General features: G+C 68.3%; 14 protein-coding genes. 9 read left to right on the top strand and 5 right to left on the bottom strand.

Going from position 1 to position 15,217, the window contains the following annotated elements:
- The first annotated feature begins 16 nt into the window (after positions 1-16).
- The 3 genes from KBX00_RS04920 to KBX00_RS04910 are packed head-to-tail and all read left to right on the top strand — an operon-like array spanning position 17 to position 2,752.
- Entirely contained in the window at positions 17-1,234 is a 1,218-nt protein-coding gene (locus KBX00_RS04920; RefSeq protein ID WP_210823713.1) for an FAD-dependent monooxygenase, read from the top strand.
- Entirely contained in the window at positions 1,234-2,019 is a 786-nt protein-coding gene (locus tag KBX00_RS04915; RefSeq protein ID WP_210823712.1) for a 2,3-dihydro-2,3-dihydroxybenzoate dehydrogenase, read from the top strand. Before KBX00_RS04920 ends, KBX00_RS04915 begins: the two co-directional genes overlap by 1 nt.
- 49 nt (positions 2,020-2,068) lie before the next feature.
- A complete protein-coding gene (locus KBX00_RS04910) occupies positions 2,069-2,752 on the top strand; it encodes an isochorismatase family protein (protein WP_210823711.1) in 684 nt (227 codons plus the stop codon).
- Here the strand turns inward: KBX00_RS04910 and KBX00_RS04905 are convergent.
- Both KBX00_RS04905 and KBX00_RS04900 read right to left on the bottom strand, forming a co-directional pair.
- Positions 2,704-3,948 carry a LuxR family transcriptional regulator gene (locus tag KBX00_RS04905; RefSeq protein ID WP_210823709.1) on the bottom strand — a complete coding sequence of 415 codons (1,245 nt, stop codon included), beginning with the start codon at positions 3,946-3,948 and terminating at the stop codon, positions 2,704-2,706. The genes KBX00_RS04910 and KBX00_RS04905 overlap by 49 nt on opposite strands.
- Positions 3,945-5,408, bottom strand: a complete 1,464-nt coding sequence (locus KBX00_RS04900; protein ID WP_210823708.1) for an MFS transporter — start codon at positions 5,406-5,408, stop codon at positions 3,945-3,947. Before KBX00_RS04900 ends, KBX00_RS04905 begins: the two co-directional genes overlap by 4 nt.
- A gap of 251 nt (positions 5,409-5,659) precedes the next feature.
- Here KBX00_RS04900 and KBX00_RS04895 point away from each other — a divergent pair, with 251 nt between their 5' ends.
- Positions 5,660-6,361 (top strand): SDR family NAD(P)-dependent oxidoreductase, encoded by a 702-nt coding sequence (locus KBX00_RS04895; RefSeq protein ID WP_210823707.1) that lies wholly within the window; start codon positions 5,660-5,662, stop codon positions 6,359-6,361.
- 53 nt (positions 6,362-6,414) lie between these two features.
- Here the strand turns inward: KBX00_RS04895 and KBX00_RS04890 are convergent, their stop codons facing one another.
- The gene (locus KBX00_RS04890; protein ID WP_210823706.1) at positions 6,415-7,164 is read right to left on the bottom strand and encodes a DUF6081 family protein; all 750 of its coding nucleotides are present in this window, start codon (positions 7,162-7,164) and stop codon (positions 6,415-6,417) included.
- Positions 7,165-7,333: 169 nt separating this feature from the next.
- Here KBX00_RS04890 and KBX00_RS04885 point away from each other — a divergent pair, with 169 nt between their 5' ends.
- The 5 genes from KBX00_RS04885 (at position 7,334) to KBX00_RS04865 (ending at position 13,759) form a co-directional block, all read left to right on the top strand.
- Positions 7,334-7,741, top strand: a complete 408-nt coding sequence (locus KBX00_RS04885; RefSeq protein WP_307868078.1) for a DUF485 domain-containing protein — start codon at positions 7,334-7,336, stop codon at positions 7,739-7,741.
- Positions 7,738-9,378 (top strand): cation acetate symporter, encoded by a 1,641-nt coding sequence (locus tag KBX00_RS04880; protein ID WP_210823704.1) that lies wholly within the window; start codon positions 7,738-7,740, stop codon positions 9,376-9,378. Before KBX00_RS04885 ends, KBX00_RS04880 begins: the two co-directional genes overlap by 4 nt.
- 56 nt (positions 9,379-9,434) lie before the next feature.
- Positions 9,435-11,042, top strand: coding sequence for an FAD-dependent monooxygenase (locus KBX00_RS04875; RefSeq protein WP_210823703.1), 1,608 nt, complete (start codon positions 9,435-9,437; stop codon positions 11,040-11,042).
- A gap of 67 nt (positions 11,043-11,109) precedes the next feature.
- Positions 11,110-12,177, top strand: a complete 1,068-nt coding sequence (locus KBX00_RS04870; RefSeq protein WP_210823695.1) for a methyltransferase — start codon at positions 11,110-11,112, stop codon at positions 12,175-12,177.
- A 94-nt stretch (positions 12,178-12,271) separates the two neighbouring features.
- Entirely contained in the window at positions 12,272-13,759 is a 1,488-nt protein-coding gene (locus tag KBX00_RS04865) for a vanadium-dependent haloperoxidase (protein ID WP_210823693.1), read from the top strand.
- A 233-nt stretch (positions 13,760-13,992) separates the two neighbouring features.
- Here the strand turns inward: KBX00_RS04865 and KBX00_RS04860 are convergent, their stop codons facing one another.
- Both KBX00_RS04860 and KBX00_RS04855 read right to left on the bottom strand, forming a co-directional pair.
- Positions 13,993-14,958 carry a carbohydrate kinase family protein gene (locus tag KBX00_RS04860; protein ID WP_210824153.1) on the bottom strand — a complete coding sequence of 322 codons (966 nt, stop codon included), beginning with the start codon at positions 14,956-14,958 and terminating at the stop codon, positions 13,993-13,995.
- 56 nt (positions 14,959-15,014) lie between these two features.
- On the bottom strand, positions 15,015-15,217 hold a 203-nt coding region (locus KBX00_RS04855), incomplete at its 5' end, for an adenosylhomocysteinase (RefSeq protein WP_210823690.1).

The following is a 15,217-nucleotide window of genomic DNA, read 5'->3' as shown; positions in this document are numbered from 1 at the left end:
TCGGGATGGGGCCGATATGCCACAGATGAACGTGGTCATCGTGGGCGCCGGCATCGCCGGCCTCGCGCTCGCCGCCGCCCTCCGCCGCTCCGGCGTCGACGTCGTGGTCTACGAGCAGGCACCGCGGCTGTTCGAGGTCGGGGCCGGAGTGCAGCTCGCGCCCAACGCCACCCGGCTGTTGCACAGGCTGGGGTTGGCGGAGCAGCTGAGGACCGTCGCGGTGCTGCCGCAGACCATCGAGATGCGCCGGTGGAACGATGGCGAACTGCTGCGACGCACGCCGCTGGGCGAGTCCTGTCGGGACCGGTTCGGTGCGCCGTACTACACACTGCACCGGGCCGATCTGCACGCCTGTCTGCTCGGGCTGTCACCACCCGAACAGATCCGCCTGAACGCTCGCTGCATCGGCGTGACGCAGACCGCAGACAGCGCGCAACTGCGCTTCGCCGATGCGGCGAGCGTCAAGGCGGACCTCGTGGTGGGTGCCGACGGCATCCGTTCGGTGGTGCGGAAGCACCTGGCCGTCGACACGCCGCGGTACTCCGGGCAGACCATCTACCGCGGCCTGGTGCCGGCCGACCGGGTACCGCACCTGGTCGCCGAGCCGGCGGTACGCCTGTGGTTGGGACCGGACCAGCACTGCGTCTGCTATCCGGTGTCCTCGGGCCAGCAGGTGAGTTTCGGCGCGACCGTCCCGGCGGTCGACTGGCGGGAGGAATCGTGGACGGCGCGGGGCACCGTAGGGGATCTGGCGTCCCGGTATCAGGGCTGGCATCCGGACGTCACCCGGCTGATCGGCGCCGTGGACGTGGTGAGCAGGTGGGCCCTCCATGATCGGGAAAGCCTCGACCGGCTGTCCCACGGAAGGGTCGTCCTGATCGGCGATGCCGCCCATCCGATGCTGCCGTTCCAGGCTCAGGGCGCGAACCAGGCGATCGAGGACGCCGCCGTGCTCGCCCGCTGTCTCGAGGCGGCGAGTCGGGACGGGCTGCCGGCGGCGCTACGGCGGTACGAGCAGATCCGACTTCCCCGGACCAGCCGGATCCAAGCGGAGTCGCGCGCCGGTGCCGGCACCTTGCATCTGGCCGACGGCACCGCGCAGCGGCTGCGGGATGTCGCCGCCGGCACCTCCTCGGGGCTGGACCGGCATCAGTGGCTCTTCGAATACGACGCCGAGGGCGCTGTCACCGCACCGGCCGTCGCCGTGGAAGACCGTACGAGTGGGAGATCATGATGGAACTCTCCGGAATCGAGTCGAAGGTCGCGCTGGTCACGGGCGCGGCTCAGGGCATCGGTGCGGCGGTGGCGATGACGCTGGCGCGTGCCGGGGCACACGTCTGCGCGGTCGACCGTAACGCCGACCAGCTCGGCGACACGGTGACCAAGATCGAGGCCGAGAACCTGTCGGTGCGCGGCCGCCCGGTCGACGTTCAGGACAGCGTGGCGGTGGAGGCGCTGGTCCAGCGGGTCGAGGATGAGCAGGGCCCGATCGGCATCGTCGTCAATGCGGCAGGTGTCCTGCGTACCGGCAGGGTGGTCGACCTGTCGGACCGATACTGGAGTGAGGTGTTGGCCGTCAACGTCGGCGGTGTCTTCAACGTCTGTCGCGCGGTCGCCCGTCGCATGATCCTTCGTCGCCACGGTGCCATCGTCACGGTGGCGTCCAACGCGGCCGGGGTGCCCCGGGTGGAGATGGCTGCCTATGCCGCGTCCAAGGCGGCGTCCGCACAGTTCACTCGATGTCTGGGGCTGGAGCTGGCCGGCTACGGCATCCGCTGCAACATCGTCTCGCCGGGCTCCACCGACACCCCGATGCTGCGCGCGATGCTCGGCGGACGAGTCGATCCGGAGTTCGCCGTGGCGGGCTCGTTGGCCGCGTACCGCGTCGGCATTCCCCTGGGGAAACTGGCCCAGCCCGAGGACGTGGCCGAGGCGGTCGCGTTTCTCGTCTCCGACCAGGCCGGCCACATCACGATGCAGGACCTGTACGTCGACGGCGGTGCCGCGCTGCGCAGCTGACGAGGGCACCGGTCTGTAAGAAGTATCCCTGCCGAACAGGAGCCCTGTGATGGCCATGAAGATGATCCCGCCGTACCGGATGCCGAACGTTGCCGACGTGCCACCGGCCGCCTTGCCCTGGCGTCCTCGTCCGGATCGGGCGGTGGTGCTGGTACACGACATGCAGCGCTACTTCCTGCGGCCCTTCGCTCGAGGGCGGTCCCCGTTCCCGGAGCTGATGGCCAACACCGCGAAGCTGCTCACGGCGGCCCGCCGGGCGGGCGTGCCGGTGATGTACACGGCGCAGCCCGGCGGCATGACCCGCGAGGAGCGGGGGCTGCTGTACGACCTGTGGGGCCCGGGGATGAGCGTGGCGGAGACCGATCGCGGCATCGCCGAGGAGATCGCTCCGGAGCCGGGCGAGACGGTGCTGACCAAGTGGCGCTACAGCGCGTTCTACCGCAGTGATCTGGAGGAGCGGCTGCGACGATCCCAGCGCGACCAGCTCATCATCTGCGGCGTCTACGCCCACGTGGGGTGCCTGATGACGGTCTGCGAGGCGTTCACCCGCGACATCCAGCCGTTCCTGGTGGCCGACGCGCTGGCCGACTTCACCATCGAGGATCACCTCATGGCGCTGCGCTACGCCGCGCGTCGGTGCGCGGTGCCGCTGTCCACCTCCGAAGCGGTCACGCGGCTAAGCACTCAACCAGCCACGTCGAGTGCGCCTTCGTCCGCCTCCGAGGCCGAATAGTGCAGCAGGGTCAGCCGGGCCAGTTCGACCCGCGAGCGGATATCCAGTTTCCGAAAGATGCGGCGAAGGTGGTAGTTCACCGTATGCGGTGAGCGGAACACGAGGCTGGCGATCTGCTGGTTGGTCAGCCCCTGGCTGACCAGACTTGCGACCATTCGCTCGATGTCACTCAGATCGTCCCAGCCGGACCGGGCGGCTACGGGCTTGGCGGGTCCGATGCGCAGTGGTAGGGAAGGGGCGTCGATCTGGGGCGTCTCCGGCAACTCCGCGACCTCGTCGACGGCCGCGACGGCCAGGTCGAGATGCTCGACGGCGGCCTGATTCTCCAGGGCGATCCGCGCGGCACCGGGGAGCGAGGCGCGTACGCACCGCCGGAACAACGGCTGCCGGAAGGCCAGCCAGTCACCGTCGCCGAACAGGAGGTCCGCGGCGATCGCCTCCTCGACCGGCGTGAGCAGCTCCGCCACCGACCGCCCGAGCAGCTTTGCCACGTCGCCCGGTAGAAAGCGAGGACCGAGTACCGCACCCACCTGGACAAGCTGTCGGCAGTGGTCGCCGAGGTCCGTCAGGCACCTGCGGACGCAGGCCTGGACCCGGGCCGGTGGCTCGCCGATGTTCCCGTCCAGTGCCGTGCCGGGCGTGCCGAGGGCCAGTTCGACGGCGATCAGCGGGTTTCCGCCGATCGCCGGTAGCAGACCGGGTAGGCCGGCCAGGGGGCTGCTCGTGCAATCGGCAAGCAACAGCGCGACGGCCTGGGTGGACAGCGGCTGGAGATCGACCAGGTCGGCCGTCAGACCGGCCTCGCCGAAGAGCTGATCCACCGCGGGCCCACCCGCCTGGCGACGCCGGCTGAGCGCCCAGGCGATCGGTCGGTCCCGCAGCCGCCACAGCGAGGTGCGAAGGTCGCGGACGGTCGTCGGATCCGCCTGGTGCAGATCGTCCAGGGCCACCAGAACCGGCCCGGGCGACGCCGATGCGGCCTGGAGAGCGCCCGGCTCCGCGACCGCGGACCAGTCCTCGACGATGTGGAACCCGGCGGCGGCAGCCGCGTCCACCACCTCACGCAGCAGGCGGGTACGGCCGCTGCCCCACCCACCCTCGACGTGCAGCACGGCCGCGGTGCCCGCTTCCGTGGTCCGCAGGAACCGGTGGACCTGCCGCAGTTGCGCGTCCCGGCCGCGAAGTTGCCACGTCATTGATGCTCCGATCCGGCGGGGACGTCGCCTTCGCTGGGCCGGTTCCGTCGCCGGATCGAGGCGCCGATGCGGTCGGCGGCCGTACGCCGTACCGGCGGCCGTCGGTTCTGCCAGGACCGGCGGGCGACCGGGAGTGCGCCGAGTACCACGACGACCGATGCCACCAGGAAGGCGTAGCGGATCCCGCCGGCTCCGTACCCGGACAGACCCCACACCAGAGTCGCGACGGCCGGGCCGAAAGCGAAACCGCCCTGCCGGGCGACGCTCGTCGCGGCGCCCGCTGTCCCCAGGAGCGAATGCGGGGCGGCCGACATGGCCGCACTCATGTTCGGAGCGTTGAACAGACCGATACCGGCCCCGGCGACGGCCAGCCGCCATGCGACGTCTCGGGCACTCCAGACGGGATCGGCAGGCAGGAGCAACAGCAGCCCACCGGTCAACACGACCAGACCGAACAGGGTCGTGCGCCGGGGACCGTACCGGTCGGCCATCAGTCCGGCGAAGGGACCCAGTGCCGCGGCGCCCAGGGGGAAGGCCAGCATCGTGATGCCGGTGAGCGGGGCCGAGGTCGCCATGATCGTGACGAGGAGGAACGGCACGATGTAGAAGATCAGTCCACTGGCGACCGAGGTGGCGGCCAGGGCCGCCAGCGGTGCGCGCATGTCAGCCGACGTGAGGAGGGTCCGCACCGGGACGCTCGCCGGCAGCCGCGGCCAGATCAGCAGCAGCGGCACCGCCACCAGTGCCAGGAACAACCACTGCGGCTGGCCGCCGGTGGCCAGGGTCAGGGCGAGCATGATCGCGGTGGTGGAACCGGCCAGGAACCCCGCCTCCACCACCGCGGCGCGACCGGGAGGACGAAGTCGTCCGGCACGCGGGATGTGGGCGAGGGCGAGCAGCACCAGGCCGATACACACCGGCACGTTCAGGTAGAAGATCCAGGGCCACCCCGCCGAAGCCACGATCACCCCACCGATCGCCGGTCCGCTGATCAATCCGAGCATGCCGAGGGTGTCGACGACGCCCATCGCCCGGCCGCGTAAGCCCGGCTCGACGGAGGTGGTTATCAGGACGGGAATCAACGCCATCAGCGCGGCGCCGAACAGGCCCTGGACCACCCGGGCCGCGATGAGCCAGCCGATCGTCGGGGCGAGACCCGCCGCGAGGCTGGCCACGGCGAACCCCGTGCTCGACCAGGTGAACACGCTTCGGTGGTCGCCGTCGTCCAGCCAGCGGCCGGTCGGCAGCGCCAGGGCGACAAGTGGGAGCAGATATCCGAGTACCACCCACTGCGTGACGGCGGTCGGCGCGGAGAGCGAGTCGCGGATGGCCGGAAGCGCCACGTTGACGATGCTCATGTCGAGCGAGGCGAGGAAGACGGCCAGGCCCATCCCGCCGACGACCCACCAACGGTTGACCGGGGAGCGTCGGCCGGTCCTGACATCCTGTGCGGAGAACATCGCGCCTCGAATCGCCGCGGGGATACGGCCGCCACGGTGCGGGTACTGGCATCGCTGAGCCTCACTGTTGACGGCCGATCAGGGCATCGCCCATTCACGTGGTTCGTTGCTGTCGTATTCGCCGCCCGTGGTGGCACGCTCCGGCAGCCCGGCGGTCAGTGACACCGTGAACACGTGACGAATCGGGGCGAGGGGGTTGGGTACGGTCGGCCGAACCGGCCCACGAAGCGCAATCCCATGGGGGAGGAACAGTGTCCAAGCCTGTCCACGTCGTCGTCGTCGGAGGAACTTCCGGGATCGGGCGGCACGTCGCCGAGTCGTTCGCCGGGCGTGGCTGTGACGTGGTCATCACCGGCCGAACAGACGACCGCGCCAAGAGCGTTGCCGGTGAGATCGGCGGCCGCACCCGCGGGCTGGCGGTGGACCTGGGCGAGCCGGAGCAGATCCCGGCCGCGCTGGCCGACGTGCAGCAGGTCGACCGGCTGGTGATCGCGGCGCTCGAGCGGGATCACAACACCGTGCGTGACTATCGGCCCGAGGCTGCGACCCGCACGTTGACGATGAAGCTGATCGGCTACACCACCGTCGTGCACGCCCTCTCGTCCCGGATGTCGGCCGACGCCGCAGCCGTGCTGCTGGGTGGCCTGGCCATGCATCGGCCCTATCCCGGGTCCACGACCGTGACGACCGCCAACGGTGGCATAAGTGCGTTGGTGCGGACACTGGTGACGGAGCTGGCACCCATCCGGTTCAACGCCCTGCATCCCAGTCTGGTCGTCGATACCCCGCACTGGCGTACGAAGGTCGACATCTGCGCGGCCACCAAGGCCCGGACGCCGACCAAGCGGCTCGTGACCATGCAGGACTGCACCGACGCCGTCATGTTCCTGTTGGAGAATCCCGCCATCAACGGCGTCAATCTCAGCATCGACGGGGGAGAGCTGCTCGTGTGACGTCCCCGGCCGGTGGCGTGCCGGACGTCGCCCGGTCCACCGTTCGATCCGGCTCAGCGAACTGTCGAAACGCAACCGTCGATGGTCCACCCGCTCCAACGCGCGGTAGCACCCTGTCCGTGCTCGCGCTCCGCTCGGGTGTAGCGGGTGAGATCCCGGGCCGAGAAAAGTGCCATTCCCGCGTGGAAGCCGCTCACCGGCACCGGGATCCGAGCCCAGTAGGCACGCTTGCCGTCGACGTACCAAGCCGCCTCGGAAGTCTCGGCACGATAGGCGATGGCGTAGTGGTGCTCGCGCCCGGGTTCCGTGGGTACGTCCAGCACGACGCGATGGACATAGGGCTCGCCCGGCTCATCGATTCCGGGCAGGGCCAGGCGCTCGACGACCGCGTAGACGGAGTCGTTGGTGGCCGCGACGTTGAACACGACTCCGGTCTCGAGGTCGAACACATTTACCGTGCCGAATGCATCGAGGAGGTCGTACGGCACCTGCCCGTACGTCCGCACCGCCATGTTCACCTCGAACCGCAGCTCACCCTCCGCCGGCGCCAAAAATCGTTGAGTGGAGCGGTACATCTGCTTGGCGTTGTTCTGTATCGGGCTGGTGTCATGGAAACGGCTGAACGGCACGATGCTCATCTCGAAGGCCCCGTCGCCGCAGTGCAGGCGGGCATTACGGTCCTGGTACGCATGCCGTACCCCATCGTTCCCGGACACCCGCAGGATCTCCCAACGGTCGGGATCGAGCGCCGGCGTCGTGAAGTCGTCGTACGTCCAAGCTGTCGGTGATGGGGTCGCGCTCACCCAACCTCCTCGAATGGCGGTGTCCCGGCGGCATCGCCGCCGGTCCGGAGATCACCACACCGGACGTGCACCACCTTGACGCCGGGTGGCGGTCGCCGTACATCGCACCTTCGCGTGAATAAGGCCCAGCGGTCCACGCCATCTTCGGCCCCTAAGTGGAATCCCGTGGATGGGGCATGCCCATGCGGGGCGGGATGACAGATGCTGCCTATCTGCCGTCACGTCACGAGGAGGAGGTGTCATGGCCATAAGGAACACCCCGTCGAACAGCGATCGCTATTCCGCGGTACATGACAGCGCTCAGTTCACGGTCCTGCGTCGCAAAGCACAGACATTCACTCTGGGGGCGTGCGTGGCCTTCGTCGGTTGGTGGTTCCTCGCCATCCTGCTCGGTGCCTACGCGCCGAGCTTCTACCGGCAGACGATCGTCGGATCCTTCAACGTCGGGCTGCTGTTCGTCCTCGTCACCTTCGCCCTCGTACTGGCGATCACGGTGGCACACCTGAAGTACGCACGGACAACGTTGGACCCGCTCGCCGACCAGATCCGGGCGGAATTCGAAGGGGACCTTCGATGACAAATGGAACTGCCGTCGGAGTCGGCGTCGTCATCTCCGCCGTTCTCGCGGTGGCGCTACTGGCGATGGTGGTTGCCGCACGCCGCACCCAGACCACTCCGACCGACTTCTACCTGGCCGGTCGTCGGATCGGCGCCGGGCAGAACGCCCTTGCGCTGTTCGCCGGCTTCATCCTGTTCACCACCCTGTTCACGATGACGGGGCACATCGCGCTCAGTGGGTTCGACGCCTTCCTCTTCTCGGCGGCGTTCGCGATGTCCTGGCTGATCGCCCTGTTGATCTTCGCCGCCCCGCTCCGCAACATCGGCGGGCAGACGATCGGTGACGTGTTCGCGATACGCGCGAACGAACGGACGGCCCGGGCGGCGTCGATCACGGTGACGCTGCTGCTGTTCGTCACGTACACGATGGTGATGATGGAGGCTGGCGGCATCGTGGCTCGACTGATGTTCGGGGTCGACTCGAGCACCGGGCGCGCCGTGATGGTGGCCGGCATGGGTGTGGTCGCCACCGTGGTCGTGCTCGTGGGCGGCATGCTCGGCACGACGCGCGTGATGGTGGCGAAAGCCCTGCTGGTCATCGCGGTGGTGGCGGTGCTGACCGTCGGCGTGCTGGCGAAGTACCGGTTCAACCTGATGCAGTTGCTCGACGACGCGCAGGCCAAGGCGGCCCCCCATCCCGCCGGCTTCGACCTGCTGGGCCCTGGCCGTGAGTTCAGCCTTGGCGGCTCGCCCCTCGGGCACCTGTCGAAGCTGTTCGTCGCGTTCGTCGGGCATGCGGCACTGCCGTACATGTTCATGCGCCACTTCACGGCGACCTCCGGGCGGGAGGCACGGCGGTCCGCCGGCTGGGCAGGCCTGCTGGTGGGTGGCTTCTACCTCTGCGTCGCCGTGCTCGCCTTCGGCGCTGTCGGCCTGATCGGTGGGCAGAACATCGGCTTCATTCCGCCCACCCGGGACACCACACTGCCCATCCTGGCCGACTTCATCGGCGGCTCGTGGTTGGTCGGTCTGCTCGCGGCGACCGCCCTGCTCATCGTGGTGGGGATGCTCGCGGCGCTGCTGATCAGCGCGGTCACCTCGCTGACCCGGGACGTGCACGCGATGCGTCCGTCCGACCCAGCCGGCGAACTGCGCGCGGCGCGGCGCAACACCCTGATCGTCGGACTCGCCGCCACTGTCGTCGGGACCTTGTTGCTACAGGTCAACATCCATGCACTGCTTCCCGTGACGATCAGCTTCGCCGGTGCCGCCGTCCTGCCGGCGATGGTCTACTCGCTGTTCTGGAAGCGGTTCAACACCGCAGGGCTGCGCTGGTCGGTCTTCGGCGGGATCGGGGCGACCGCGCTGGTGTTCCTGTTCTCGCCGCTCATGTCGGGCAGCCCCGTCGCAATTCTCTCCGGAGTGGACTTCCACCTGGTCAACATCGACCCGGCGCTGCTGGGAGTTCCGGCGGCATTCCTGCTGGGGTTCCTGGGCACGATCGGTAGTCGCGAGCACAACGACGCCGGCTTCGCCGAGCTGCAGGTCCGTGCCCTGACCGGCGCTGACTCCGGCGCCGGCGAGCCCAGATCGGCCTCCACCGAAGGCGCTCACGAGCCCGGCTCGGTCAAACCAGAGATCCAGCTCAGTACGTGAACGGTCCGAACGGCGTGCGGGGCGGCACGTCCGCCCCCACACCCCAGGAGGCAACTGTGGATCCGGCACCGGTTCTCGTGGTGGGCGCAGGCCCTGTGGGCATGGTCGCGGCCCTCACCCTCGCCCGCCACGGCGTACCGTGCGTCCTCGTCGACGCCGGCTTCGAAACCAGCAACCACCCGAAACTTGACTTCGTCAATCCCCGCAGCATGGAGCTGTTCCGGCAGTTGGATCTTGTCAACGACGTCCGATCGGCAGGGGTGGGCGCCGAGCATCCGGCCGACGTGGTGTGGTCGACCGGCCTCGCCGGGCAGCCCATCTCCACGTGGGCGATTCCATCCGTCGCCGCGGAGCGGCGACAGATCACGGAGCAAAACGACGGGACGCAGCCGGCTGAGCCGGGCCAGCGGATCTCCCAGATCAACCTCGAACCGGTTCTGCGCGCCCGCTGTCTGAGCCAGCCCCTGATCGACCTGCGCCCCGGGTGGTACTTCGACTCGCTCGTGCAGGACGACGACGGGGTGAGCAGCGATCTGGTGAACGTGTTGACGGGCAGCCGCATCACCGTCCGGTCGCAGTACGTGCTCGGCTGTGACGGCGCGTCGAGTCAGGTCCGCAAGGCGGTGGGAGTTGGTCTCACCGGCTTCGATGTGCCGCAACTTCCCAACGCTCTCATGGTCCACTTCAAGAGCAAGGACCTGTCCACCCTGCACCGGCACGGATCCTTCTGGCACTACTTCGCCTTCAGGTACGTCATCATCTCCCAGGACGAGGTGGACACCTGGACCGTGCACGTCAACGGCACGGACCCCACCGAGTTCGACCCGCCGCCAGCCGACCCGGCGGCGTTCCTTCGCGAGACGACGCAGACGAACCTGGCGATCGACAAGGTCCTGTTGACCTCCCGATGGCGGCCCAACTTCCTGCTCGCGGATCAGTACCGGGCGGCCCGGGTGCTGCTCGCCGGTGACTCCGTACACCAGATGTTCCCCACCGGTGGATACGGGATGAACAGCGGCGTCGGCGACGCGGTCGACGTCGCCTGGAAACTGGCCGCCGTCCTGCAGGGCTACGGTGGTCCGGGCCTGCTGGACAGCTACGAGGTCGAGCGTCGCCCGGTTGGACTGCGTAACATGCACACCTCGCATCGCCACCTTGGTGTGCACCTCAAGGCCGGTACGCTCCTGCGCGAGGGTGCCCCGCTGGAGTCCGTGGCGTCCGTCCTGGAGGCCGAACGGGGTGAGAACGAGTATCGGGGGATCGAGCTCGGATACCGGTACACCGGTTCCCCCGTCGTCTGCTCGGACAACAGCACCGAGCCCGAGTGGAGCCCCTGGCACTACACGCCGACGACCTGGCCGGGCGGCCGCCCACCCAGCCTCCGGCTGAAAACCGGCGAGTTCATCTTCGACCGGCTCGGCCCGAGCTTCACGCTCGTCGACTTCGCTGGCGACGGCCGGGCCGACGCGTTGCTCGACGCGGCGACCGCTCAGGGTCTACCGGTGAACCACACGGTGGTGACCGACGACGGGGCGCGGCAGCTCTGGGAGCGGGATCTGGTCCTGGTCCGGCCCGACCAGCACGTCGCCTGGCGCGGAAACAGGTCTCCAGCGGACGCGGCGGGCGTGGTGCGGCGGGTTCGCGGCTTCGCGGCTGCCCGGTGAGGAAGCCGCTCGGCGGCCGGCCCGGCCGGGTTCGCCTACTGCCCGAGTTCGACAGGAAGGGTGCGACATGACTGGAGAACGAACACTGGAGCGATTCCGCGACTACCTGGTAGGCCCCGCGAGATTCATGAATGTCATGTCCTGTTTCGAGCTGGGGATCGTCGATGCGCTGCGCGGCAGCGGCGGGAGGACCGCCGACGAACTCGGCAATCAGGTGGATGCCGCTCCAGAGGCGATCGAGCAACTGATGCAGCTGCTGGTGAAGGATGACCTCGTCACGTACGACGAGGAGTCGGGCCGCTACGCGCTCGCCGGGCTCGGCGCACTCGCCGATGACGACCTGCATCGGGTGCTGGCCATCATGAAGATGGTCAAGACGGTCATGCTCCGGCAGTCCTTCCACCTGACCGAGAGTGTCCGCCGGAGAAGGCCCGTCGGCCTGGAGACAATCTACGGGTACCAGGGCAACCTCTACGGCGCCCTGGCGGAGCACGACGACCTGCGCCGCTCGTGGAGCACGATGATGGACGCCGTCACCGCGCACATCGATCCCTGGTTCTTCGACAACATCGACGTAGCGACGGGCGCCCGGGTGCTCGATCTCGCCGGGAACACCGGCCTGGGGGCGATCCTGGCTTACCGCGCGAAGGAGTCCCGCGGGCTACGGGTGGCGACGTTCGACCTGCCTGAGAAGGAGGCGGAGTGCCTGCGCAACTTCAAGGCACACGATGTCGAAGAACACTGCACGTTCATCGGCGGTGACGTCTTTCGAGAGGTGCCGCAGGGCTTCGACGTCGTACTGATCAAGCACTTCCTCGACATGTTCGACAAACCGCAGGTCATGCAGATCCTTCGCAACACCCACCAGGCACTGAACGTGGGCGGGCAGGTGAACATCCTGGGACCGGTCTACTCCGAGGACATCAAGAGCTCCTCTGCGGTGGACTTCTTCCCCACCTACTTCCTCGGTTGCTCGATGGGCCAGGGCGGACCCCAGAAGCTGTCCACCTACGCCCGTTGGCTCGAAGAGGCCGGATTCACGGTCACGAAGGCCGTCGCCCAGGACCCGGCCGAGATGCCGGCGGACGCCCTTGTCGCGCACGGCATCCTGTGCGCGACGAAGAACGACCGGTAGCCACCCGAGGACCCGACCACGCAGAACATCGACTGTCCGCAAGGTTCGTCCTTCCGCGGTAAGGACGGGATGGACGATACGGGAGGAGAAAAGGTTGAGTAGTCAGAAGCGCCTCCGGCGCTGGCACCTGCGCTCGTGGATGGCTGCCGTCGCCGCTGTGGTGTTGGCGGTGACGCTCGCCCCCACGACGGCCGTGTCTCAGCAGAAGGCGGCAGGTTTCGACTTCGACAATGGCAACGCCCTGACCGAGGTGATCTACCCTCGGTTCCAGAAGGCGGTCCGCTCGGTTACCCCGGGCGGCGACGACGCCACCCTGGTGGCCGACCACATCCTGATGGTGGAGGTGGCCTGGTTCGACGCCATCGCGCCCTACCACTCGACCGCGGTCGGCATCTACTCCAACCTCGGGCGGCAGCCGCGCAGCGAGGCCACGACGCGCAATCGGAACATCGCCGTGATCTACGCTGCCTACACCTCGCTGAACGCCCTCTTCCCCGAGTTCGAGTCGGAGTTCCGAGCGATGCTGGAGTCGGTCGGCCTCGATCCGGACGAGCCGGCTGAGGACGTCAGCCGCCCGGCCGACATCGGCATCCGGGCCAGCAAGGGTGTGCTGGAAGCGCGTGAGAACGACGGCTCGAACCGGGACGGCGACGCCGGCGGGCGCCGGTACAACCTGCAACCCTACGCCGACTACACCGGATACGAGCCGGTGAACACGTCGACCGAGCTGCGCAACCCCTCCCGCTGGCAGCCGCTGATCCTCAACTCGAACGGGCTCCGGCGAGCGCAGGAGTTCGTCACCCCCTACTGGGGTCGGGTGAAGCCGGTCTCGTACCGCAGCCCGGCCCAGTTCCGCGTCGTTCCGCCGGTCGAGAGCAACCACCGGAACCGACGCGCGTACAAGCGCCAGGCCGACGAGGTTCTCCGGGTGTCGGCGAACCTGACCGATCACCAGAAGATGACGGCCGAGTTCTTCAACGACAAGATCTTCTCCCTTGGCTTCATCGCCGGCAGCGCCGCCTTCCAGCAGGGCAACTTCGACATCGAGCAGGCGGTTCACTACGTCACCACCGTCGACCTCGCCATCTTCGACGTCTCCGTCGCGACCTGGTACTTCAAGCGGAAGTTCGATGCGGTCCGGCCGGTCAGCGCGATCCGTTACCTGTACGGGAACAAGAAGCTGACGGCCTGGGGTGGCCCCGGTAAAGGCACCGTCGATGACATCACCGGAAACGAGTGGCGCAGCTATCTGAAGACCGCGGACCATACCGAGTACCCGTCCGGCTCGTCCTCGTTCTGCCTTGCCTACGCTCAGGCGGCGCGGCGGTTCCTCGGCACCGACAATCTGGTCATGAACGTGCCCCGCGCCAAGGGGTCGTCGACGATCGAGCCGGGGGTCACCCCGGCGAGCGACATGACCCTTCGGTGGGAGAATCTGACGGACATGGCTCAGGACTGCAGCCAGAGCAGGTTGTGGGGCGGAGTTCACTTCCGCGCCTCGACCGAGAACGCAGAGCAGTACGCTCCGAAGGTGGGCGATTCGGTCTACGAGTTCGTCCAGCGAAAGATCAACGGGGGCTGATCCACCATTTACCCAGCCGTCGGCGGCGCCCGGTTGATGGGTGCCGCCGACGGCTGTCGTGGTAACCGATGCGACGTGTCGTCGGCGCGTAGAGACGCGCGGCGATGCCTCCGGGGCGAGTGCGGAGGCCGGAGTTCGTGCAGGTGGCGTCGTGACGGTGGCCGTGGAGCCCGGAAACGCCGGTGGACCGGTTCCGCCGGGTGGGGCGGCGGAACCGGTCCTGTGCCGCGACGCTACCGGTCGGAGGGCGCCGGACGAGCCGGATCAGCCTGCGGTGCCAGTGCTGCGCGCACCGCGGTGGCGGCCACCGCGCCATAGTGTGCGGTGAGATCGGCGATCAGGCGGTCCGGTGCGACCAGGTATTCCTGGGTGCCGTGCTCGGCGATCGCGTAGGCCGCCAGCTGGCAGCCGAGGGCGGCTGCCGCCGCCAGCCGTAATCCGCGGATCGCCCCGGTGAGGAAGCCGGCGCGGAAGGCGTCGCCGCCGCCGGTGGGGTCGACGACCGAGGCGACCGGTACGGCCGGCACCTGCGTGACACCCTGGCGGGTACGGAGCCGGACCCCGTCGGCCGCCAGCGTGCACACCACGGTCTCGACCATGTCGAGCAGCACGGCTTCGGACACGGCCAGCTTGCTGAGCAGCAACGTGTACTCGTACTCGTTGGTGAAGAGGTACCGAGCCTTGGTGATGAAGGCCGCTATGTCGGATCCCGACATGTGCGCCAACTGCTGAGAGGGGTCGGCAGCGAAGGGAAGGCCCATTCGGCGGCACGTGTCCGCATGCCGGAGCATCGCGGTGGGATTGTCCGGACTGATCAGAACCAGGTCGACCGGCCCGGCACCGATGACCGTCGCCAGATCGATGGCTGCCGCCTGGGTCATGGCACCGGGGTAGAAGGTGGCGATCTGGCAGTTGTCGTCGTCGGTGGTGCAGACGAAGCGGGCTGTGTGCGCCGTGTCGCTGATCAGGACGGAGTCGCAGTCGACGCCGTGGCGTTGCAACCAGGAACGGTAGTCGGTGAAGTCCCGGCCGGCCGCGCCGACGAGCACCGGCTGCTGACCGAGGAGCGCCATGCCGTACGCGACGTTGGCGGCGACCCCGCCGCGACGGATGATCAGGTCGTCGACCAGGAAGGACAACGAGATCCGGTCCAGAGCTCCCGCGATGAGCTGGTCGGCGAAGCGGCCAGGGAAGCGCATGAGATGGTCGGTGGCGATGGAGCCGGTGACGAGCGTAGTGGGCACTGGCCGGCTCCTCAGTAGCGGTAGTGGTCCGGTTTGAAGGGGCCTTCGACGGCGACGCCGAGGTAGGCGGCCTGTTCCTTGGAGAGCGTGGTGAGTTTGGCGCCGAGGGCGTCGAGGTGTAGTCGGGCGACTTTCTCGTCGAGGTGTTTGGGTAGCACGTGCACGCCGGTGGGGTACTGGTCGGTCTTGGTGTACAGCTCGATCTGGGCGATCG

Origin of the sequence: Micromonospora sp. C95 (genome assembly GCF_018070465.1) — a bacterium.
Lineage (GTDB): Bacteria > Actinomycetota > Actinomycetes > Mycobacteriales > Micromonosporaceae > Micromonospora.
The sequence above is the reverse complement of the archived record's forward strand: the minus strand, read 5'-3'. Positions and strand labels throughout refer to the sequence as shown.

Coding starts and splice junctions, on each gene's coding strand:
- KBX00_RS04910 (WP_210823711.1), top strand. CDS start 2,069: ATGGCCATGAAGATGATCCCGCCGTACCGGATGCCGAACGTTGCCGAC.
- KBX00_RS04870 (WP_210823695.1), top strand. CDS start 11,110: ATGACTGGAGAACGAACACTGGAGCGATTCCGCGACTACCTGGTAGGC.
- KBX00_RS04905 (WP_210823709.1), bottom strand. CDS start 3,948: ATGACGTGGCAACTTCGCGGCCGGGACGCGCAACTGCGGCAGGTCCAC.
- KBX00_RS04915 (WP_210823712.1), top strand. CDS start 1,234: ATGGAACTCTCCGGAATCGAGTCGAAGGTCGCGCTGGTCACGGGCGCG.
- KBX00_RS04880 (WP_210823704.1), top strand. CDS start 7,738: ATGACAAATGGAACTGCCGTCGGAGTCGGCGTCGTCATCTCCGCCGTT.
- KBX00_RS04860 (WP_210824153.1), bottom strand. CDS start 14,958: ATGCGCTTCCCTGGCCGCTTCGCCGACCAGCTCATCGCGGGAGCTCTG.
- KBX00_RS04920 (WP_210823713.1), top strand. CDS start 17: ATGCCACAGATGAACGTGGTCATCGTGGGCGCCGGCATCGCCGGCCTC.
- KBX00_RS04900 (WP_210823708.1), bottom strand. CDS start 5,408: ATGTTCTCCGCACAGGATGTCAGGACCGGCCGACGCTCCCCGGTCAAC.
- KBX00_RS04885 (WP_307868078.1), top strand. CDS start 7,334: ATGGGGCATGCCCATGCGGGGCGGGATGACAGATGCTGCCTATCTGCC.